The 21,053-nt window shown below is 39.8% G+C and carries 18 protein-coding genes; 1 reads left to right on the top strand and 17 read right to left on the bottom strand.

Translation table 11 applies throughout. The features are described 5' to 3' along the window. Positions 1-9: 9 nt before the first annotated feature. Together ACESQI_RS16310 and ACESQI_RS16305 are read right to left on the bottom strand one after the other, a co-directional pair. Positions 10-1,443 (bottom strand): hypothetical protein, encoded by a 1,434-nt coding sequence (locus tag ACESQI_RS16310; protein ID WP_373126567.1) that lies wholly within the window; start codon positions 1,441-1,443, stop codon positions 10-12. An 85-nt stretch (positions 1,444-1,528) separates the two neighbouring features. Further along, positions 1,529-4,060, bottom strand: a complete 2,532-nt coding sequence (locus tag ACESQI_RS16305) for a helix-turn-helix domain-containing protein (RefSeq protein WP_373126566.1) — start codon at positions 4,058-4,060, stop codon at positions 1,529-1,531. Positions 4,061-4,230: 170 nt separating this feature from the next. On the opposite strand from ACESQI_RS16305, the gene ACESQI_RS16300 reads away from it, so the two are divergent. After that, on the top strand, positions 4,231-4,866 hold the full coding sequence (locus tag ACESQI_RS16300; protein ID WP_196811942.1) for a DedA family protein: 636 nt from the start codon (positions 4,231-4,233) through the stop codon (positions 4,864-4,866). An 89-nt stretch (positions 4,867-4,955) separates the two neighbouring features. Here the strand turns inward: ACESQI_RS16300 and ACESQI_RS16295 are convergent, their stop codons facing one another. The 15 genes from ACESQI_RS16295 to ACESQI_RS16225 form a co-directional block, all read right to left on the bottom strand. Beyond that, positions 4,956-5,840 (bottom strand): F0F1 ATP synthase subunit gamma, encoded by an 885-nt coding sequence (locus ACESQI_RS16295; protein WP_002560652.1) that lies wholly within the window; start codon positions 5,838-5,840, stop codon positions 4,956-4,958. 138 nt (positions 5,841-5,978) lie between these two features. Beyond that, positions 5,979-7,562, bottom strand: a complete 1,584-nt coding sequence (atpA, locus tag ACESQI_RS16290; RefSeq protein WP_195349907.1) for a F0F1 ATP synthase subunit alpha — start codon at positions 7,560-7,562, stop codon at positions 5,979-5,981. A 170-nt stretch (positions 7,563-7,732) separates the two neighbouring features. Continuing rightward, positions 7,733-8,293 carry a F0F1 ATP synthase subunit delta gene (locus ACESQI_RS16285; protein WP_234130017.1) on the bottom strand — a complete coding sequence of 187 codons (561 nt, stop codon included), beginning with the start codon at positions 8,291-8,293 and terminating at the stop codon, positions 7,733-7,735. Positions 8,294-8,303: 10 nt separating this feature from the next. Continuing rightward, complete coding sequence (gene atpF, locus ACESQI_RS16280) at positions 8,304-8,804, bottom strand: F0F1 ATP synthase subunit B (RefSeq protein ID WP_373126565.1); 501 nt, start codon at positions 8,802-8,804, stop codon at positions 8,304-8,306. A gap of 192 nt (positions 8,805-8,996) precedes the next feature. Next, entirely contained in the window at positions 8,997-9,251 is a 255-nt protein-coding gene (gene atpE / locus ACESQI_RS16275; RefSeq protein WP_002560656.1) for an ATP synthase F0 subunit C, read from the bottom strand. 62 nt (positions 9,252-9,313) lie between these two features. Then, positions 9,314-10,420 carry a F0F1 ATP synthase subunit A gene (atpB, locus tag ACESQI_RS16270; protein ID WP_373126564.1) on the bottom strand — a complete coding sequence of 369 codons (1,107 nt, stop codon included), beginning with the start codon at positions 10,418-10,420 and terminating at the stop codon, positions 9,314-9,316. Continuing rightward, complete coding sequence (locus ACESQI_RS16265) at positions 10,404-10,835, bottom strand: hypothetical protein (RefSeq protein WP_195660065.1); 432 nt, start codon at positions 10,833-10,835, stop codon at positions 10,404-10,406. The genes atpB and ACESQI_RS16265 overlap by 17 nt, the downstream gene beginning before the upstream one ends. 45 nt (positions 10,836-10,880) lie before the next feature. After that, entirely contained in the window at positions 10,881-11,126 is a 246-nt protein-coding gene (gene atpC, locus ACESQI_RS16260; protein ID WP_002560659.1) for an ATP synthase F1 subunit epsilon, read from the bottom strand. 17 nt (positions 11,127-11,143) lie between these two features. Beyond that, positions 11,144-12,664 (bottom strand): F0F1 ATP synthase subunit beta, encoded by a 1,521-nt coding sequence (gene atpD, locus ACESQI_RS16255; RefSeq protein WP_002560660.1) that lies wholly within the window; start codon positions 12,662-12,664, stop codon positions 11,144-11,146. Positions 12,665-13,228: 564 nt separating this feature from the next. Further along, on the bottom strand, positions 13,229-14,383 hold the full coding sequence (locus ACESQI_RS16250) for a DegT/DnrJ/EryC1/StrS aminotransferase family protein (RefSeq protein WP_007485218.1): 1,155 nt from the start codon (positions 14,381-14,383) through the stop codon (positions 13,229-13,231). A gap of 13 nt (positions 14,384-14,396) precedes the next feature. After that, positions 14,397-14,981, bottom strand: coding sequence for an acetyltransferase (locus ACESQI_RS16245; protein ID WP_002560662.1), 585 nt, complete (start codon positions 14,979-14,981; stop codon positions 14,397-14,399). A gap of 4 nt (positions 14,982-14,985) precedes the next feature. After that, positions 14,986-15,594 carry a sugar transferase gene (locus tag ACESQI_RS16240; protein WP_373126563.1) on the bottom strand — a complete coding sequence of 203 codons (609 nt, stop codon included), beginning with the start codon at positions 15,592-15,594 and terminating at the stop codon, positions 14,986-14,988. A 207-nt stretch (positions 15,595-15,801) separates the two neighbouring features. Next, complete coding sequence (locus ACESQI_RS16235; protein WP_278512885.1) at positions 15,802-17,019, bottom strand: glycosyltransferase family 4 protein; 1,218 nt, start codon at positions 17,017-17,019, stop codon at positions 15,802-15,804. 1 nt (position 17,020) lies between these two features. Further along, entirely contained in the window at positions 17,021-18,901 is a 1,881-nt protein-coding gene (locus ACESQI_RS16230; protein WP_278512888.1) for a heparinase II/III family protein, read from the bottom strand. Then, positions 18,901-21,024, bottom strand: coding sequence for a bi-domain-containing oxidoreductase (locus ACESQI_RS16225; RefSeq protein WP_195449461.1), 2,124 nt, complete (start codon positions 21,022-21,024; stop codon positions 18,901-18,903). The genes ACESQI_RS16230 and ACESQI_RS16225 overlap by 1 nt, the downstream gene beginning before the upstream one ends. Positions 21,025-21,053 lie beyond the last annotated feature (29 nt).

The following is a 21,053-nucleotide window of genomic DNA, read 5'->3' as shown; positions in this document are numbered from 1 at the left end:
ATCATCGTTTTATTTTCCTGCTTCTCCTATTTTGAAAGAGACAACTATATCCCCTTTCTGTAACCGCCCAATCAGTATTGTGGCAGGATGTACTGGAAGGGGAATTGATTCTTCCATATCAGAAATAACTTGATTATACACTTCAACTCCGAAAGGATCATATAATGAAAGACGATATCCATCTCCGTCTTTTACAATCAGCTGATTATCGATAATCGAATAAGTAGGCGCAGAAAGAACCGCCTCTTCTATTCCATCGGGAAAGTCCGAACAGTCATAGATCATTTCATCTCCCGTATAACAACGTAGCAACTTATACTGCGGAGCATCCAGATAATAACCGGAATTGTCTAAATAAAGTAATAGATTCAATGATCCCACATCTTCCAGCCACACATGTTTAATATCTCCCTCTAACACAACACGTTTCAGTGATTTCCCCATACATTGTATCATGTCTGCCTGTATCACTTTATAAGGACTATATCCGGAAGGTGCGTAATATACTTCTGTACGATAAAGCCGTGTACAAAGATAAACCTGCTTACCGACAGAATGATTAAAGTTATAGAGAGAATAATCATAAGCCAAAGTAAGGCCGCTTCGACTATTAAAAGTCCAATAAATTACTCCATTCACATCATATAAATAACCACCATCATAATGATACCCATTTTTATAAACCGGATAACTTGGATAATTATTTATCAACTGAGGATTCCCAATGGTTATTTTATCGATATTATTCTTGGGATTCTGAATCTCCCAAGTCTTACCTGGTTTAAGAAAAGTGGATTGATAATTAGGATCAACGACCTGACCACTATGATAAAGAGCGGATTTATCCGAAGCAAGTACTTGTACAAGGCTTGTACTCGTATTACTACCATCAGTTGGAATCGCTAAATCAGCGCCCCAAAAACCTAATGTACTCCCAATACCTTCAATCCAAATATCTCCATTACTATAATTAGAGCTGATTTCCATCACTTTCCGTCCACTTTCAAAGTAAACATTCTCCACTGTCAATGTTACAATATTACCAGGAAAACCTAAATCAGACAAATTACCTCCAGTATTCCAAGGTATAACGTATGATTCAATCTTGTCTCCTTTTTCTTTAGAGAAATCATACAATAGTAATCTCTCCGGATCATTTGTATATTCCTGAAACGGATAATACCACACTTTACGATCTTCTTCCAGAAAGGCTCCAATTAACGCCTCATTCATATACAGTTTCTTGCAGTTTTTATCTCCGAGTAGCGTGTCTCCTCCTAATTCATAAAAGCAATCGACATCTACATACTTATCACGCCAACCTCCATAACTGAAATAATTTGTTTTCCATTGTGTACCAGTCTGTGAGAATTCCGTTTGAGCCTGCATATAAACAGGATACATACAACACAAAAACAATAATAGAATAGTAGTATTTTTCATAATATCAATATTTTGGTTGAACAATCCTCAAAGGTAATAATAAAGAACTAAGACGTTATATCTTAACAAAGAAATTATTCAAAAATTATGCTTTAGACAACGAGGCCATCACCAACCGGATATCTGCATACGACACGTCATCGCCTAAGCCTGCTTTTATAAGCGTAATGCTTGGGGCATCGGCGTGTTGTTGTAGATACTGTGTTATTTTATCAACCTTCTCTTGTGGGACCAGATCATTAATTCTAATTACTCCCGAACGTACATAATGTTCCAAATGTCCGGCTATCGTACCGGTTACCAATTCACGGGCCTTAGCGATCTCCTCAATGTTCATGCCTTGACGGAACATAGAGAAGCTCACCTCTTTCGTGTCTTGCTTAGGAGTTTTAACTATCACTGTTGCATCCGGCTTTGTGGCAACCACCTCCTCTTTTATCTTTTTCTTAGGGGCCTCTGGCATCTCAGGACGTTCCACATTGTTCTCTTTCACATAGTTATTCACCATATTCAGTAATACATCCCCATATTTCTCGGCGCCTTTCTTTCCAAAATAAGGAATACGAACCAGAGAGGTCACGTCCACCGGCAACAAATTGACAATACCTAATATGGCTTTCTGTTGGATTATTGTATACACAGGAACTCCTGCCTGTGCGGCTTCTGAGTTTCGCCAGGCTATCAATTGTTTATAGAGCTCAGGATGAAGAATATCGGTAGGAACTTCTATCTTATCGGCTCTCTGTCCTCCTCTCTCCCTCTTTCCTTCTCCTCTCTCTCGTCTCCCCTCGCCATTCTCTTCTGTGATCGTCAATATAGCTTTCTGTTTCAAATAGGTTGATACGGAAAAGCCATGTTCCTCTGTTGAGGTCAGAGTTCCCTTTTTCACATGCAATGCCACCCGCAACACACCCAAGGCCTCGGTGATTTTCTTCTTTACCTCTTTATTATCTGTCTGTATTTTGGTTTCAGAGACCAAAGGAAAGACTATCTCCTCCAATTTTTCTCTAAAATAACGGGCACCGGATATTAAACGGCTCTGTAATTGCCGATCACCCACATAATCATCTGTCGCATTCACCAAATCTGTATACTGGATTCGAAAAGTATCTCCTACCTTCGTTATGTTTGCTTTATATAACTCATAAGCTCCTTTGTATCGTTCCAACAACTTGGGATAAAGGCGATAAAGATGTTCATCCAACAAGCGAAGCACCAATGCAAAATGCCGTTCCAACGAATGAAAGTCAAACTGCTCGCAAAGTAATTCATAAAAATACTGGCGTTGCAACTTATTCAACTTCTGCCGATCCGGAGACAACGCTTCTACCTCACGGGTAAAGTGATCAATTGTATCATCACTGATTATTGCCTCTTGTCTAAGCGGAGAACCCAACACCAATCCCTCCAGGCTTTTACAACGACTCAATGCCACATACACTTGTCCATGAGCAAAGGAAGCATTCGCATCAATGATAGCCCGCTCAAAAGTAAGCCCCTGGCTCTTATGGATAGTGATGGCCCATGCCAAACGAACAGGATACTGCCGGAAACGTCCCTCTACCTCTTCTGTTATCTCTTTCGTTACGGGGTTCAAGGTATATTTACTATTTGTCCACTCCTCAGTCTCTAAAAGAAAAGATTCTGCATCTCCATTACCACGCACCCTAATGCCATCTTTACATACGTCTGTCACCAACCCGATCTTACCATTATAAAACCGATGTTCACCCGAAGAATCATTCTTGATAAACATAATCTGGGCCCCTTTCTTCACCGTCAATATTTCATCGGCAGGATAAGCAGACTCAGGGAATGTACCTTCCGTCTTTGCACGAAAACGATAAGACTGTCCCGGCAACGCTGTCAGCTGGCGGTCATTATACTGCTGAGCCTGATAATTATGAGTAGTCAAACGGATATAACCCTCTTCTTCCCTGGGACGAAAACCGGGAAGATAACGTTTGTTGAGTTCGGCAAGTACTGACTCATCCGCTGTATTCTCCCGTATCTTATTCAAAAGATTCAAAAAAGTGGTATCACTCTGACGATATACTTTTTTCAATTCAATCGTGACATATTCTGTCTCTTTCAACGTGCGGCTACCAAAAAAGAAAGCAGTATCATAATACGGACTCAACAATTGCCAATCTTCTTCTTTCACCACAGGAGCCAACTGCTGTAAGTCTCCGATCATCAGGATTTGTACACCGCCAAAAGGTTTATGGCGGTCACGATATTGCCGCAGTACTGCATCGATAGCATCCAGCAGATCAGCACGTACCATACTGACTTCATCAATCACCAACAGATCCAGGCTACGTATAATGTTGATCTTCTCTTTTCCGAATTTATGAAAAGTTTGTGCCGACATAAACTTTGTATCGGGCACATAAGGTGCAAAAGGAAGCTGGAAGAAAGAGTGTATTGTCACTCCACCGGCATTGATAGCAGCAATCCCGGTAGGTGCTACAACTACCATACGTTTGGGCGATTTTGCTTTCAACTCTCTGAGAAATGTAGTCTTTCCGGTTCCGGCTTTTCCGGTAAGAAACAGGTGGGTACCAGTATTTTCTATAAACTGCCAGGCAAGTTGTATTTCGAAATTGGTTTCCATGTATATAGTTTTTCCGTCAAAGATACTGAAATTTACAGTACCCCTGCCCCTACAGTAAGAAAATATTAATATAAATGAAACAGGAATGTAATACAGTATGCAATTTCATTTCACAAAGCTATCCCTATCTTTGCAGACATCATTTATAAAACACAATTCTTATGGACTTTATTCAGTTTATTATCGATTTCATTTTACATATCGATGTCCATTTAGCAGAACTTATAGCTCAATATGGAATATGGGTATATGCTATCTTATTCCTGATTATCTTTTGTGAAACAGGGTTAGTTGTTACTCCGTTCCTTCCGGGTGACTCACTACTGTTTGTAGCCGGTGCATTGGGCTCACTCCCTACAAACAATATTAATGTACATATAATGGCACTGGCATTAATACTGGCAGCCATCCTTGGAGATTCGTCCAACTATCTGATAGGACGTTTTTTTGGAGAGAAATTATTCAGTAACCGGGACTCCAAAATATTCAAACAAAGCTATCTGGAAAAGACACACGGCTTCTATGAGAAGTACGGAGGAAAAACAATTATCTTAGCCCGTTTTGTACCAATAGTACGTACCTTCGCTCCTTTTGTGGCAGGTATGGGACATATGAACTACAGGCATTTTTCTGTCTTTAATGTAACCGGAGGTATAATATGGGTAGTAATCTTCATCTATGCAGGCTATTTCTTTGGTGGCCTGCCTTTTGTTCAGGAAAACCTGAAATTACTCATCCTGGGGATTATTGTAGTATCCGTACTCCCAGGAGTTATTGAAGTAATAAGAAACAAGAGAAGTAAATAAACAAATACAGAGTCAATCCTATTGATAAAAATAAAGAGCAATGTGATTGTGTTACATTGCTCTTTATTTTTATCAATCAGTCTCTTTTACTATTTCATCGATCCACCTATTATATCCAGCAGTTCATTCGTAATAGCCTGCTGGCGTCCCTTATTATATTGCTTCGTCAGATCCTGAATCAGTTCATTTGCATTGTCCGTAGCCACCTGCATTGCCAACGTACGAGCAGCATGTTCAGATGCATTAGAGTCCATTGCAGCCGTAAAGAGTTTCTGTTTCAATACCTTCGGAATAAGATCAGCTATAAATTGCTCTCTCGAAGGTTCTACGATATAATCCTTTACCACTTTATCTTCCTCTATATCTTCTTCATGCTCTTCCTCTACTTGCGTCAGATCAATAGGCAAATAACGTTCCCGAAGCAACTCCTGCACTCCCATCGACTTAAAATGATGATAGATCAACTCTACCCGGTCTATCTCTTTGGATACAAAAAGTTCCATCAGGTGTTCGGCCAGTGCAGCTGCTTCCTGATAAGTCGGTTTATCCGCTAACTGCTGATAACTTCCTTTGGGAACAAACCCCATCTTCTTCACAGCCTCTTCTACCTTGCGTCCAACCGGATAAATAAAAATATTATCTTGTCCCAGTTTACGATATTCTCCAACTGTATGTAGAAACATTTTAATAACATTGGCATTGAAAGCTCCACACAACGAACTATTGGATGAGAACATGACAATAGCTACGCGTTTTACCTCTCTTCCTTGGATGTAAGGCGATTCTATCGAAAGTTCGCCACTAAGAAAGTTACGTAAAATCTTATTCATCTGCCTTTGATAAGGCAACATATTTTCAATGGCCCCCTGTGCTTTATGCAATTTGGCAGAAGCCACCATCTTCATTGCTGAAGTGATCTTTCGTGTACTCTGTACCGAATTTATTCTGGTTTTTACTTCTTTAAGTGAAGCCATATTCTTTAGTAGTTAGAAGTTAGTAGTAAATAGTTAGTGAGAAGTAGTTAAGTAGTCAAGTAGTAAGTAGCAAATAGTTTAGCGTTAAATACAGCAGTAGTATCCTACTTACTACTTAACTACTTGACTACTTAACTACTACATAAATTGTTTAGCCACCATCTCCGCTGTTTCCCTGATACCTTTCTCTACATTTTCATCAATGACACCTGTTTTGAGTACATCAAGTACATCTGCCTGATGATTAATGGCAAGGCTCTCCTGAAAACTACGTTCAAAATCTTCTACCTTATCAAGAGGAACATTACGCAACAACCCATGAACACCGCAATACAAAATCGCAATTTGTTTCTCTACCGGCATCGGACTATACTGCGGCTGCACAAGCAAACGGGTGTTCTTCTGTCCCTTATCGATAATATGAGCAGTCACAGGATCCATATCGCCACTAAACTTCGTAAACGCTTCCAACTCCCGGTATTGTGCCTGGTCAATCTTCAATGTACCAGCCACCTTCTTCATGGCTTTAATCTGTGCATTACCTCCTACACGCGATACAGAAATACCTACATTGATAGCCGGACGATTACCTTGGTTAAACAGATCAGTATCAAGGAAAATCTGTCCGTCGGTAATTGAAATCACATTAGTAGGAATATAAGCAGATACGTCACCGGCTTGCGTCTCGATAATCGGTAACGCAGTCAAAGACCCACCCCCTTTTACCAATCCTTTCAAACTATCAGGAAGATCGTTCATTTCGCGGGCTACTTCCTCCTGATTAATAATCTTGGCAGCACGCTCCAATAAACGTGAATGCAGATAGAAGATATCCCCCGGATAAGCTTCACGACCAGACGGACGACGAAGAATCAGAGAAACTTCACGATAAGCAACCGCCTGTTTGGAAAGGTCATCATAAACCACCAATGCATCCCGACCGGTATCACGGAAATACTCCCCGATAGCAGCACCGGAGAATGGTGAGAAATATTGCAAGGCAGCAGGATCACCAGCCGTAGCAGCAACTACAATCGTGTAATCCATTGCACCATATTCACGTAAGGTATTTACGATTGAAGCAACTGTAGAGCCCTTCTGTCCAATAGCAACATAGATACAATATACAGGTTTACCGGCCAGATAATTCTCACGCTGGTTGATTATAGTATCAATAGCAATGGCTGTTTTACCTGTTTGACGGTCTCCAATAATCAACTCACGTTGCCCACGACCGATAGGGATCATAGCATCAACTGCTTTCAGCCCGGTCTGCAACGGTTGATTTACCGGCTGACGAAAAATAACTCCCGGCGCTTTACGCTCCAGTGGCATTTCATACAACTGTCCTCCAATCGTACCTTTACCATCCAGTGGTTCCCCCAACGGATCAATAACACGCCCCAACATGCCTTCTCCTACACGGATAGAAGCAATACGTTTGGTACGTTTGACGATATAGCCCTCTTTGATTCTATCTGTAGGGCCTAATAACACAGCACCTACATTGTCTTCTTCCAGATTCATCACAATGGCTTTAATACCATTGTCAAACTCCAGCAATTCATTCGCTTCGGCATTGCGCAACCCATAGATACGCGCCACACCATCACTGACCTGCAACACGGTACCTATCTCATCAAGTTGCACACGTGTATCAATGCCTTCAAGCTGACGGCGCAGGATATCGGAGACTTCGCTTACTTTTATATTTTCAGACATAACTTTGATTTACGATTTATTCCCTACGGTCATGACCATTATCTGATCTTTAACACATAGGAACGTTAACGATTTACGATTTACGATTAATATTAGTCCGATTCATGATCTTACAATCTAAACACAAAGTATTCTCAATCGTAAATCGTAAATCGTCCAATCGTAAATCCCTATACGATTCTTCTGTTCTTATCAATAAATTGTTGTTTCACTCGTTTCAGCTGGGTAGTTATACTGGCATCAAGACGATAATCATTGACATCGAATATAAAACCACCTTCAATAGACGGGTCTACCACGGTTTCCAGTTCCATCTGGGCATGAAGAATCATCCCCGCAGAGTTACGTATCCGTTCTTCTGTCTCTTTGTTGACCGCTACTGCCGTAGTAAGTCTACCCACTCCAATGTGTTTCAACTTCCGGTATAAATCCAGAAAAGATAAACAGATAAACTGCAGAAACTGTTCCCTGTTGTTTTTCAATACCAAAGTGATGAAACGTGAAAACTCACGGCTTACATTTTTATCACCGGTAGCTGCCGTACAAATCAATGAATACTTCTCCCGAATGTTCAAAACAGGATTTGCCAAAGCTTCCCTCAGACGGGGAACCGCACTGAGGCTCTTCGACAACATTTTCATTTCTTTGTAAAGCACGTCTTCCGTATGCTTTTCCTTCGCATATTCAATCAGTGCTTTGGCATAACGCATTGAAACAATTCCTATATCCATACTCTTTCACTTAATTCTTACTGTCCAACACTTCATCCAGCATCCGGTCTATCATAGCCATCTGCTCACTATCTTCATTCAGATTTTTACGGATCACCTTTTCGGCAATATCTACTGAAAGTAAAGCTACCTGGCGACGAATGTCACGAATAGCTTCCTCCTTTTCAATCTGAATCTGCTTCTTCACCTCATCCAATTCTTTCTGAGCTGCGGCTTCTGCTTTTTTGCGGGCCTCGTGAATTATTTTATCATGCTCCTGCATGGCCTCTTTCAAGATACGTCCCTGCTCCTTGTTAGCGGCAACCACAAGTGCTTCACCCTGTTCTTTGAGTTTAGCCAACTGGGCATTCGCTTCCCTTGCCACCTCCAAAGACTGGTCGATGTATGTTTTACGGCCATCCACCATCTTGACGATAATAGGAAAGCCATATTTTGCCAATACAACGAACACAATCCCAAACGAGAGGAGCATCCAGAATAACAGGCCACTATCGGGTAATAACAATGACATAAATTTATTTACAATTTATTCCCTACGGTCATGACCATTATCTGACCTTTAACACATAGGTACGTTGACGATTTACAATTTACGATTTAATACTCTCTACTCTTCTATTTACAAGATACAACTTACAAATCACCAATCGCCAACGCCATAACCGCATGGCAAATTGTAAATTGTAAATTGTCTAATTGTAAATTACAAGAAGAATACCAACAGACAAACAACTACTGCCAACAAAGCCACACCTTCTATCAGCGCAGCAGCAATAATCATATTCATACGAATATCGCCTGAAGCTTCCGGTTGACGGGCAATAGCTTCCATTGCCGAGCCACCGATTTTACCAATACCCAAACCTGCACCGATAACGGCAAGACCAGCTCCAATTGCTGCTCCCAATTTTCCGATAGCAGCACCTGCGGCTGCTTGTAATAAGACTGATAGTAACATAATTTTCAGTTTTAAAATGGTTTATATTATTAATTTAAAATTCAGATTAGTCAAACTCACTTTTATTCAGTAGCTTCTTCCGACTTTCCACCCTCTTGCGCCAGTCCGATAAACACAGCAGACAACATGGTAAATACATAAGCCTGAATAAAAGCCACCAACAACTCAAGTGCATTCATAAATATATTAAACAACACAGAAGCAACAGTCAACGTACCGTTCAAAGCAGCCCCCATACTTGCCGAGATAAAGATAAGACAAGTCAATACCAACATCGCCATATGTCCCGAAAGCATATTTGCAAACAGACGGATCATCAAAGCAAATGGTTTGGTAAATACACCGAAAAACTCAATAAACGGCATCATCGGTATAGGCACTTTCAACCACCAGGGTACATCAGGCCAAAAAATATCTTTCCAGTAATGTTTGGATCCGAAGATATTTACAGCAAGGAAAGTACAGATAGCCAGCACCATTGTTATGGCAATATTACCTGTTACATTTGCTCCCCCGGGAAAGAAAGGTATCAATCCCATAATATTATTAATGAAAATAAAGAAGAAAGCTGTCAATAAATAAGGAGCAAATTTTTTATAATTAGGACCTACACAACTCTTTATTACATCATCATGTATCATCATGATAAACATCTCCATAAAGCCTACAAAACCACCTGGTGCCGCTGCACCCTGTTCACGTTTACGATACCAATGTGCCACACCCAAAATAATGATCAACAACAGAGCACTGTTTATCAACAATGACAAAGTAACTTTAGTAATAGAAATATCCCATGGACGTATTTCCTCACCAGCTGCATCATGTTCTATTATTTTACCCTCATAGCGGCTTCCTGCGGGAGCAATATAAAATCCTTCGTAGGTTCCTCCATTCTCTTCTAATCGTGAAGACAAAAATGAATGCCAGCCACTATTAGAACTGTATACAATCACAGGCAATGGAATTGTAATGTGAGTATCCCCCCACGTAGTGATATGCCACTCATAGGAGTCTCCGATATGGCCAAAGACTATGCTCTTCACATCAACTGTGTTCTCCTTTTGCTCCTGAGGGGTAATATCATCTTCCTGCGCCACTGCAGGAGAAGCAATCAGCAACCCAAGTATGAGGAGTAATCCTGTGAATATGTTATGCAACTGTTTCATTTTTTGTTTTATTTTTCTTTTGTCGTTTCTTATTCAGTTCATAACCGGCAAAGAAACTTGTCTCAAATATCAAATACAGCAGATAGTACACTATAAAAGTAAGCATAAATGCCACTGCCTCTTCTCTAACTACCATACAATAAACAACAAGCACTATAACAGATAAAATCATTTTAAGCACTTTCATAGCCAAATGCAGCAGCAACATCTTGTCCGGAGCAAACCTCCTGCAAGCATCGAACATATAAATATTAAATACTCCAAAAATATAGAAGTATATCGGAATTAACGGATATCCTCCAAAATAATGTTCGGGCACCAAAGAGAAGTAAGTCACACCACCCACCCCACTCAATAAGAGAGTAAGGATCGTAAGATAGAGCAAATACTTACGCTTCGTTAAACTAATGTTCATCTTATTATATCGCTGTGTTTTTCTGTTAATCTTATTTTTGTCTTGTCAGGAGATGCACACAGAAACCGTTTCATCACTCATCTCTACAAAACCACCTTCTATATCAAGCGTACACTCTTCATTATCCTCCGTCACATAACTCAACTTTCCTTCCTTTAAAGAAGAGACAATCGGAGCATGCTGTGGCAGAATAGTGAACGAACCTATAACTCCGGGCAGCGTCACGCTATTCACTTCCCCATTATATATCTCTTTTTCCGGAGAAACAATACTCAAATGCAGCCTTTTCATTAACTATTATTTTTTAATTATTTATTTGCCTGTTCAAGCAACTGCTTACCCTTCTCAATAGCCTCCTCTATTGTACCTACATTCAAGAAAGCCTGTTCCGGCAAATTATCAACTTCACCATCCAGAATCATACGGAATCCCTTTATCGTATCCTCTATAGAGACCATCACTCCCGGCACTCCTGTAAACTGCTCAGCCACAGCAAAAGGTTGCGATAGGAATCTCTGCACACGACGCGCACGGTTTACAATTGTACGGTCTTCATCCGAAAGTTCCTCCATACCCAGAATGGAGATAATATCCTGTAATTCCTTATTACGCTGAAGAATCTGTTTTACCCTTTGAGCCACCTCATAATGTTCCTGCCCTACGATATGCGGATCAAGAATACGAGAAGTAGATGCCAACGGGTCTACGGCCGGATAAATACCCAATTCCGTAATTTTACGGTCGAGTACGGTTGTTGCATCCAAATGCGTAAAAGTTGTTGCCGGTGCCGGGTCAGTCAAATCGTCAGCCGGTACATATACAGCCTGTACAGAAGTAATAGAACCATATCGGGTTGAAGTAATACGTTCCTGCATGGCTCCCATTTCCGTAGCCAAAGTCGGCTGATAACCTACTGCCGAAGGCATACGTCCCAACAATGCTGATACTTCAGAACCTGCTTGTGTAAAACGGAAAATATTATCAATAAAGAACAGAATATCCTTCGGACCTTCATCTCCCGAATGCATATCACGGAAAGACTCAGCTACTGTAAGTCCCGATAAAGCTACTGAAGCACGTGCGCCCGGCGGTTCATTCATCTGACCGAACACCAGAGATACCTGCGACTTCTCCACTTCTTCATAGTCCACCTTCGAAAGATCCCAATGCCCCTTCTCCATGCTTTCCTTAAAAGCTTCTCCATAGCGTATAACTCCAGACTCAATCATTTCACGAAGCAAGTCATTACCCTCACGCGTACGCTCTCCTACTCCGGCAAAGACAGAGAATCCGTTATGCTTTTTAGCAATATTATTAATTAACTCCTGAATAAGCACCGTTTTACCCACACCGGCACCACCAAACAAACCAATCTTACCACCTTTTGAATAAGGCTCCAACAAGTCGATTACTTTGATACCTGTATAGAGTACTTCCTGTACAGTTGTTAAATCTTCAAATTTAGGGGGATCACGGTGAATAGAATAGGCTCCTTTACGGCTGAGTTCTCTCATACCATCAATAGAGTCGCCAACGACATTCATAAGTCGTCCTTTAATTTGCTCACCTACCGGCATAGTGATAGGGCCACCTGTCGGATATACTTTCATACCACGTTGCAGTCCGTCTGTGCTATCCATTGCAACGGTTCTTACCGTATTTTCACCAATGTGTTGCTGCACCTCTACAATCAGAATTTTGCCATTCGGTCTTCTTATCTCCAATGCGTCGTGTATACTTGGCAACACAATCTCAGCTTCCGTAGTTTCAAAGTACACATCAACCACAGGTCCGATTACCTGAGAGATATGTCCGATAATCTGTGACATAAGCAATCTTTTTATATATTATTTTCTAAACTTCGTAGTATAGTAAGCCGCGTTTTTACCAACTTTACTATAAACATAACATCTGAGTTTTTCTTTTGTTCACTAACGTACACAAACAAGTAGTTAGACAAACAACTTTGCAAATGTAGAAACAAATGTGACTCATTATTCTGATTTGCTTTTTTTTTGTTTTAGATAACATTCGTTAGTCTAAAAAATCCTACTTTTTGATCTAAATTCACAGTAAAACAGAAGTATTATAATCAAATTATCATTCAGAGATTTATTTCATCAAAAAAAACGTTTTCACATAAAAGAGTTTTTTCCTTTCTACGACGGAATCAACAGATTAGGTTAAAAGAGAAAAAGTAAAATAGACAACGAGTTTCGTGTCCGAACACGTAATAATTCTATGTATAATGCCGATCACACAAGAAATACAACAACAATAGAGTCCCCAAAAGGCTATATTAATTTTTGCAAATAATAAAAAAATCTCCCGGCAGATTCTTTTTACAGATCTACCGGGAGATTACTTTATTTTTATAATGTAGAATGGAGTTACTACATTCCTACAATCACTTCTACTACCCTTCTGATATCATCATCGGTCAACGTAGGTCCCGAAGGCAAACACAAACCGATATCAAACAAATGCTCACTCGTACCGTTTCCATAAAAAGGAGCATCCTTAAATACCGGTTGCAGATGCATCGGCTTCCACAACGGACGGGTCTCTATATTCTCTGTATCCAGCTTCAGACGGATATCCTCACGGGTTTTACCTGCTATCGAAGGATCAACCAGGATACAAGTCAGCCAAAAGTTAGAATTGAAATTATTGTCTGGGTTTTCCATAACAGTTATCCCATCTATATTCTTAAAGAGCTCTGTATACAAAGCATGAATCGCCCGTCTGCGTGCCACATGTTCCTCCAGCACAAACATCTGTCCACGGCCAATACCCGCACAAATGTTGCTCATACGATAGTTATAACCAATATGTGTATGCTGATAATGCGGAGCGGCATCACGAGCCTGTGTAGCATAAAACTTTGTAAGTTTAGCTTCCTCTTCCGTTTTACACACCAAAGCACCACCACCCGAAGTAGTGATCATCTTATTGCCATTGAAAGAAAGTGCAGCCAATTCTCCAAACGTACCGCATTTCCGCCCGTTCAATTCCGAACCTAAGGCTTCAGCAGCATCTTCTAATACAGGGATATCATAACGCCCGGCTATCTCCATAATCTCATCCATCTTGGCAGGCATACCATACAGATGCACGGGAATAATTGCTTTCGGCAGTTTTCCTGTTTTTCTCAAACGGTCTTTGATAGCCTCCTCCAATAATACGGGGTCCATATTCCAGGTATCCGTCTCACTATCTACAAACACAGGTTTTGCTTCCAGATAAGAAATGGGATTGGCAGAAGCAGCAAAAGTGAAACTTTGGCAAATCACTTCATCTCCCGGTTTTACACCAAGAAGAATCAAGCCTAAATGGAGTGCGGCCGTACCGGCACTCAATGCTACAACCCTTCTATCACTGCCAATTGTCAATTGTCCATTGTCAACTAAGAATTGCCTTAGCGATTCTTCAAAAGCGTCTACGTTAGGTCCCAAAGGAACAACCCAGTTCGTATCAAAAGCCTCTTTTATAAAGTCTTGCTCACGGCCACCCATGTGAGCAAGCGAAAGCCAGATTCTCTTGTTCATTTTATTTCTATATTTATAAGTTCTTTATTATCTTACAGCGATTACCCACCGCCAATACATGATCCGGAATATCTTTGGTTACAACAGAGCCAGCGCCTATCACACTCCAACTACCAATTTTCACACCTGGAGCTATTGTAGATCCGGCACCAATCAACGTACCTTCGCCCACATATACATTGCCACAAAGTGTAGAGTGCGGAGCGATATGTACATAATCACTTATTGTACAATCATGATCAACTGACGCACCGGTATTAATAATACAATGCTTCCCAATACTGACACAAGATTGAATAATGGCACCCGGCATTACAACGCTACCTAAATGAATGTTTGCGACTTGTGAAACAATAGAAAGCGGATGAATAGCCCGGCCGAACTCTACTGACAACATCTTCGCAATATTAGAGCGTATCCTGTTGTTTCCGATACTGATTATCAACGGTCCCCGGACTTCCGACGGACGTAGTACGGGATAATCAAGAAGATGAGTAAGCGACTCATCATCATCAAACAAAGCTTCAATCGATTCATGATTAGCTTTTAAAATATCAATGATCACTTTGGCATGACCACTTGCACCGTATAAATACATTCGTTTAATTATTTCCAGTAAAAGGTTCCATTGTAACAGAAGTATCAGAACTGATTCCTTCACGAACAAAAACCTTCCTGATAGTCAAGAGGAAGATCTTCAAATCCAACAGAAAAGAACAATGATCCACATACCACACATCCAGTTCAAACTTCTTCGTCCAAGAGATGGCATTACGACCATTCACCTGTGCCCAACCGGTTATACCCGGACGAACCTCGTGACGTCGGGCTTGCTCTTTACTGTATAAAGGTAAATATTGAGGTAATAAAGGACGAGGACCTATCAAAGCCATATCTCCTTTTAGTACATTTATTAATTGGGGTAATTCGTCAATAGAAGTAGAACGGACAAACTTACCAACTTTTGTCAGACGCTGTTCATCAGGTAAAAGATTACCTTTTAAATCACGCTCATCCGTCATGGTTTTGAATTTTATAACTTTGAAGATTTTGCCATCTCTGCCGGGACGATTTTGCAAGAAGAAAACACCCGCACCTTTATTAGCAAAATGTAACCAAAGGGTAATAATGAAAAGTACAGGAAAGCAAATCACCAAAGCACAAAAAACAAGACTAAAGTCAATTAAACGTTTCAAAAAAGAACGATACATATATTATAGCCAGAATTAAAAAATTAGAGCTTGTTTAAATTTTGCTCGATACTGTTTTGAGATTTGTTTTCGAGGGTATTTTTCAGTTTTTATGAGGAGCATAGCGGGCTATGTGACGAATAAAAACGGGAAAATAGACCGAAAAGAAAATCAAAACAGGTCGATAAAGCCTATATAAAATTATTTCAGGAAAATTTAAACAGGCTCTTAATCTGTCGAAGAAATTTCTTCAAGAAACGATACAAAATCATCAGCCAGTTTTATTCTTGAGAAATTAGCTTCTGCAAATCTCCTTGCATTTTGTCCGGCATTCATTCTATAATTATCATCATCTACCAGCTTAATCAAACCATCCGCAAAAGCTTTTGCATTATTCGGTGGTACCACTACTCCCAATTCATTTTCTTCAATCATATCGGCCAACCAACCGGGATAATTATTCAAAACAGCTAATCCCGATGAGATATAATCAAAAAACTTATTAGGTGAAGTTCCATAGTAAAATGCAGGAACATTCGCCAATACCATTAACCCCACATCTGCCGATGCAACAATTGCATTTAATTCTTTCTTAGGTATCGGGGTATAAAACCGACAATTATCCAGTTTTTCTCTTTCCACCCGTTCCTGTAGATGAGGTTTCATTTTTCCATCCCCGATAAACGCCAATACAATATCATTTCTGCCTCTATTTTTTAATTCATTTGCAGCATCCAATATCGCATCCAACCCATTAGCAATTCCATGTGCTCCTGTAAATACAGCAACTTTGTCTGTTGGTTTTATACCCTTTAGTTTCAAAAGCTCCCTTGGAGCAGGTTTAAATATATCCAAATCGCACCCGTTGGGTATCATAGCTATGCGTTTTCCTGATTGACTACGCTTTCGAATACCTTCACAAATCCCCGGTGAAAGTCCCACACAAGCATCCGAATAATGATAACTTAACCATTCCAGAACACTCATTCCCCATAAAAGTAGCGGATTCTTCATCCCCAATGCTTTAGGAAGTTCCGGCCATAAATCGCGTACCTCGAATATAAATTTCTTCTTTCGGAACAGTTTCATCACAATTCCCGGAATACCAGCCGTCAATGGCGTTGAAGTGGCAAACAATAAATCGTACTCTTCTTTTAATGCGATTTGTACTCCTTTCCAGCCAAACTTTATAAACGTTAATGCTCTTTTAGCTATCCCATCCTTATTCGAATAGGGCAAAGCTATTTGTATCACGTCAATTCCATCTACCATCCCTCTGTGCACATTTTTCATTTGAGTGCGCGGTAAGTCCAACTTTGCAGTTTCACCACATACCATGCAAACCGAATGTCCACGTTCAACGAGCCGTTTTGCCAATTCATAAGATCGTGTACCTCCAGCCTGAGTAGGAACCGTAAAATGTTGATGAAAATAAAGAACTTTCATTTTAAATCACTTGAATAATTGTTGTTATAGATTTAGATTCTGAATCACTTATAAATTCGATTTCTTTATTCTCTTTTTTTTGTCCATAATATTCAGAGTACATACCCTTGGACGAAATGTAATTATGACTTATAGATTTAAAGTCTATTCTTGAAGATTGGGTATGCCACAGTTGGCGTATTTTGCTCCCTTGAGGTTTATTCAAAACAATATCCTCAACCATCCATTCCGGAGCATTTTTCTTCTTTATAATCTTTCTTGAATGAGCTATATCGTGTCCTAATTGCCTGAAACAACTTACTACTCCCGAAAAACAATAAGAATCATCCAACTCCTGTATAGAGGCCTTTAAAGCTTGCGACCAATAAAACCACATAAATCTTGCCCCTTTCAACATTTGGTTATTATTGCCCAACATGATTGTGTTGTGAGATTGGGTCCCCATAAAGTAATTGATATCCGAAGCATCCGTATTATACTTATAACTACCTCCATCCATCAATATATTTTCTCCTTTATACCAAACATCCATATGCAAATTATCTGCATGTGCCGGACGATCCTTATATTTACCGCAACGAACAAAAGTCAATGTATCCTGTTCACGTATCAAATAGTACCCTCCTACATCAAAAGAGAAACATCCTATCTTCTGCTTGAGAGGAGCAAATTCAGCATGTATACAATTCCGATTATTTGCATACCAACCTCTATCCTCATATACATCATCATAAAGATTTTCACCGGTAAGCAGGTAATGAAGAGCATCGAGCTGAGGACGGTAATCTCTATAATCCGAATCATTCAATTTAAAAAACAGAGCTCCATCATTCGAACCATAATTAGGTAAATATCCATTTGATAATTCCTGGCACTGATATAGAAAATTGACAGATTGATAAGCGCGCTGATAGACATGTTCGCTAAAACATTCTCCATTCCTTTGAGCAAGAGCAATGCCCCATGTCAGTAATTGAATCACCACCCTGTGATAATTCATGCTAAACTGGAGGTAAGTCCCATCTTCTGCTATCTGATATTCGATTTCTTTTTCGAACCACTTTTTTCCCTTCGATTTCCATAACTTCGCATCCGGAAACCATGGAAAAAGTAAACCTACAATATACAACGTTAATGTCTCTGTTATAGCATGATTATTACGAACTGCTATTCTTGAGAAATTAATATTACCATAGACGTGCTTTATCTGCCAGTATATGGAATTTATGATCTTCTGAAAACAACTTTCTGTTAAAAGAGGAGATGATTTGTAATAATACAGAGCAAAAATCCAATTGAGAACTCTTAACGAAATCTCTTGACTACACTTATAATTCGGTCCGCAATTCAGAGGATTTTTATCAATCCAATCCTGTATCTGATCAAATACAAACTGACTATGATCTTCGCCGGTTGAGTGGTCATATCTTATCACCGTATAGAGATATGAGAATCTTGACTTCTCCCATACATACTTGATATCTCCGGCTTCTTGTACAATGTCTTCCACCTCTGTCCAATGCTTGGATACGTCATATTTATAATTTGTATCAGGATTAGTCACCCAATCATAATCAGTACCCAAATCATACCATGCAGATGAAAAAAAACAGCACTCCCCTTTTACAACCCGATGGAAATCAGAAGCCAAATTATTTATATGTACGCTACTGAATGAGACCTCTTTTGACGAATCAAAGAAGAACGGTAGTGCTTTCTCTTTCCATTCCTCCAATGAAAAAAACTTCTGCAACGTATAGTTCACCGGATATCTAAACCGTAATAAACCCGATTTACGTTGCATTTCATAAGAGGTACGAAATAAAAAATATCTTCCTCCCATATTTTTCAATATTTGGGAGTAGAGATTGAGTCGATTCATCACTTGACCTCTATCCAGCTATTCTGCTTCAAACTTTCGATACAAGCAAACGAAGCTTTAGTAGTATTAAGAATAGAATCAAAACTAATCAGTTCCTCTCCACCTTTAATGATTCTTTCGTTCAGCAAAGCAAACTGAGCAGCGTGTCCTTTATCCATCGTGCTTTTCATTTTGCTGAACCCCTTAAACCCATATCCTCTTAACTCTCTCCAGTTATCCAGAACCAACGTTTTTTCTTGTGAGTACACTTCTATTCTTTCTTTCGAATAAGCTTTACTACCATTGGCAAAATAGTTTATCACGGCATTTGATCCGTTCTCATATCTTAATATGATACTCACATTATCTGTATTTTCAGCAGGAGTTACCCCCATCGAATTCATACAAACAGATACAACTTTACTATCAGCCAGGTACGAACACAAATCAATAAAGTGGCAAGCCTCTCCAATAATACGCCCTCCTCCTACTTCCAAATCATGCACCCACACATCTGATGGAATAAAACCGGCATTCATAGTGGCTATTATATTTTTGACTCCCTGTCCCGACAGTTGTTTCATTTTCTGAGCAAAAGGAGAAAAGCGACGATTAAACCCAACAGTTAATGTAATACCCTTTCCACTAACCTTTTTATAAGCATTTGTAATTTCCTGCAACTCCTGATCTGTCAAGCACAAAGGTTTCTCAACAAAAACACTTTTGCCGGCTTGCAATGATTCCAATACCATAGAAGCATGCAAGTTGTGCCGGGTTGTAATCATTACTAAATCTACCTCCTTATCTGACAAAATCTCTTTATAATCAGAAGTCGCTTTCAAAGCACCTGATTTCTTTGCCAATATTTTAGCAGATAACCCTTGAGCGCTGGCAATGTATCTTATCCTCGCTTTGGCTTTCATCAAAGCAGGAATCATTGTTGCAGAAGTAAAGTTACCTGCTCCTATTATCCCTATCTGACCTGCAGAAGCCGAAAAAGTAGAAGAGTTCACATCAATAACAGAATCTGCTACCGTATCTTCCGGATATTTAATAATAGAAGCAATGGAGCCATGCTTACGCATATCACCATAAATCAAATTATAATCTTTCAATTCTACCTCTTCCGTAATCAACGACTTTACGTCCAAATTACCCATTGAGATAGCTTGCAATATCGTATCAAAATTTCTCTTCTCCGTCCATCTCACAAAAGGCAACGGATAATCAATTCCCTTATTTTCATAATTCTCATCATAACGTCCGGGACCATATGAACATGACACCTGAAAAGTGAGCTCTTTCTTATAAAAATCATCTCTGCGTATATCGAGACCTATCACCCCGACAAGTACTATACGTCCTCTCTTACGAGACATCTCAGCGGCCTGATGAATGACATCATTCGTTTTGGCAGAAGCAGTTATCAGAACAGCATCTGCACCTATCTGATCAGTCTCTTCCATTACAAATTTTACAGGATCTGTTCCTTTAGCCGGATTTATAGCAACAATCCCCTTTGCCCGTGCCAATTGTATTTTCTCTTCATCAAAATCTATTCCGATAACCTTACAACCATTTGCTTTCAATAATTGTGCAGCTATCAGTCCAATCAGTCCCAATCCTGTTACAACTACCGTTTCTCCTAATTGCGGATTTAACAATCGGATACCTTGTAATCCTATCGAACCTATCACTGTAAATGCAGCTTCTTCATCCGATACATTATCAGGAACTTTTGCCACCAGATTTTTAGGAACACAAACAAATTCGGCATGTTGGCCATTAGAGGCTACCCTATCTCCAACCTTTAGCTCTGTAACCCCTTTTCCAATAGCCACAACTGTACCTACATTGCAATAACCTAAAGGTAAAGGTTGCCCAAGTTTATTAAACACGGCTTCCAAAGTAGGTTGCAAACCATCCGTTTTTATTTTATCTAACACTTGCTTTACTTTGTCCGGCTGTTGACGAGCTTTCTCTATCAAATTGGCTTTACCAAACTCTACAAGCATTCGTTCAGTACCTAAAGATACCAAAGATCTTGAAGTCTTAATTAATACACTGCCTGACTTCACTTGTGGTGACGGAACTTCTTCGAGCATAGTTTGCCCGGATTTCATATCTTGAATGATTTGTTTCATAAATACTATTTATTCATAATCTCATTATA

It is taken from the genome of Bacteroides sp. HPS0048 (assembly GCF_964240755.1).
GTDB classification, from domain to species: domain Bacteria; phylum Bacteroidota; class Bacteroidia; order Bacteroidales; family Bacteroidaceae; genus Bacteroides; species Bacteroides nordii.
Note: the sequence above shows the minus strand (reverse complement) of the source record. Positions and strands in the feature narration are given on the sequence as shown.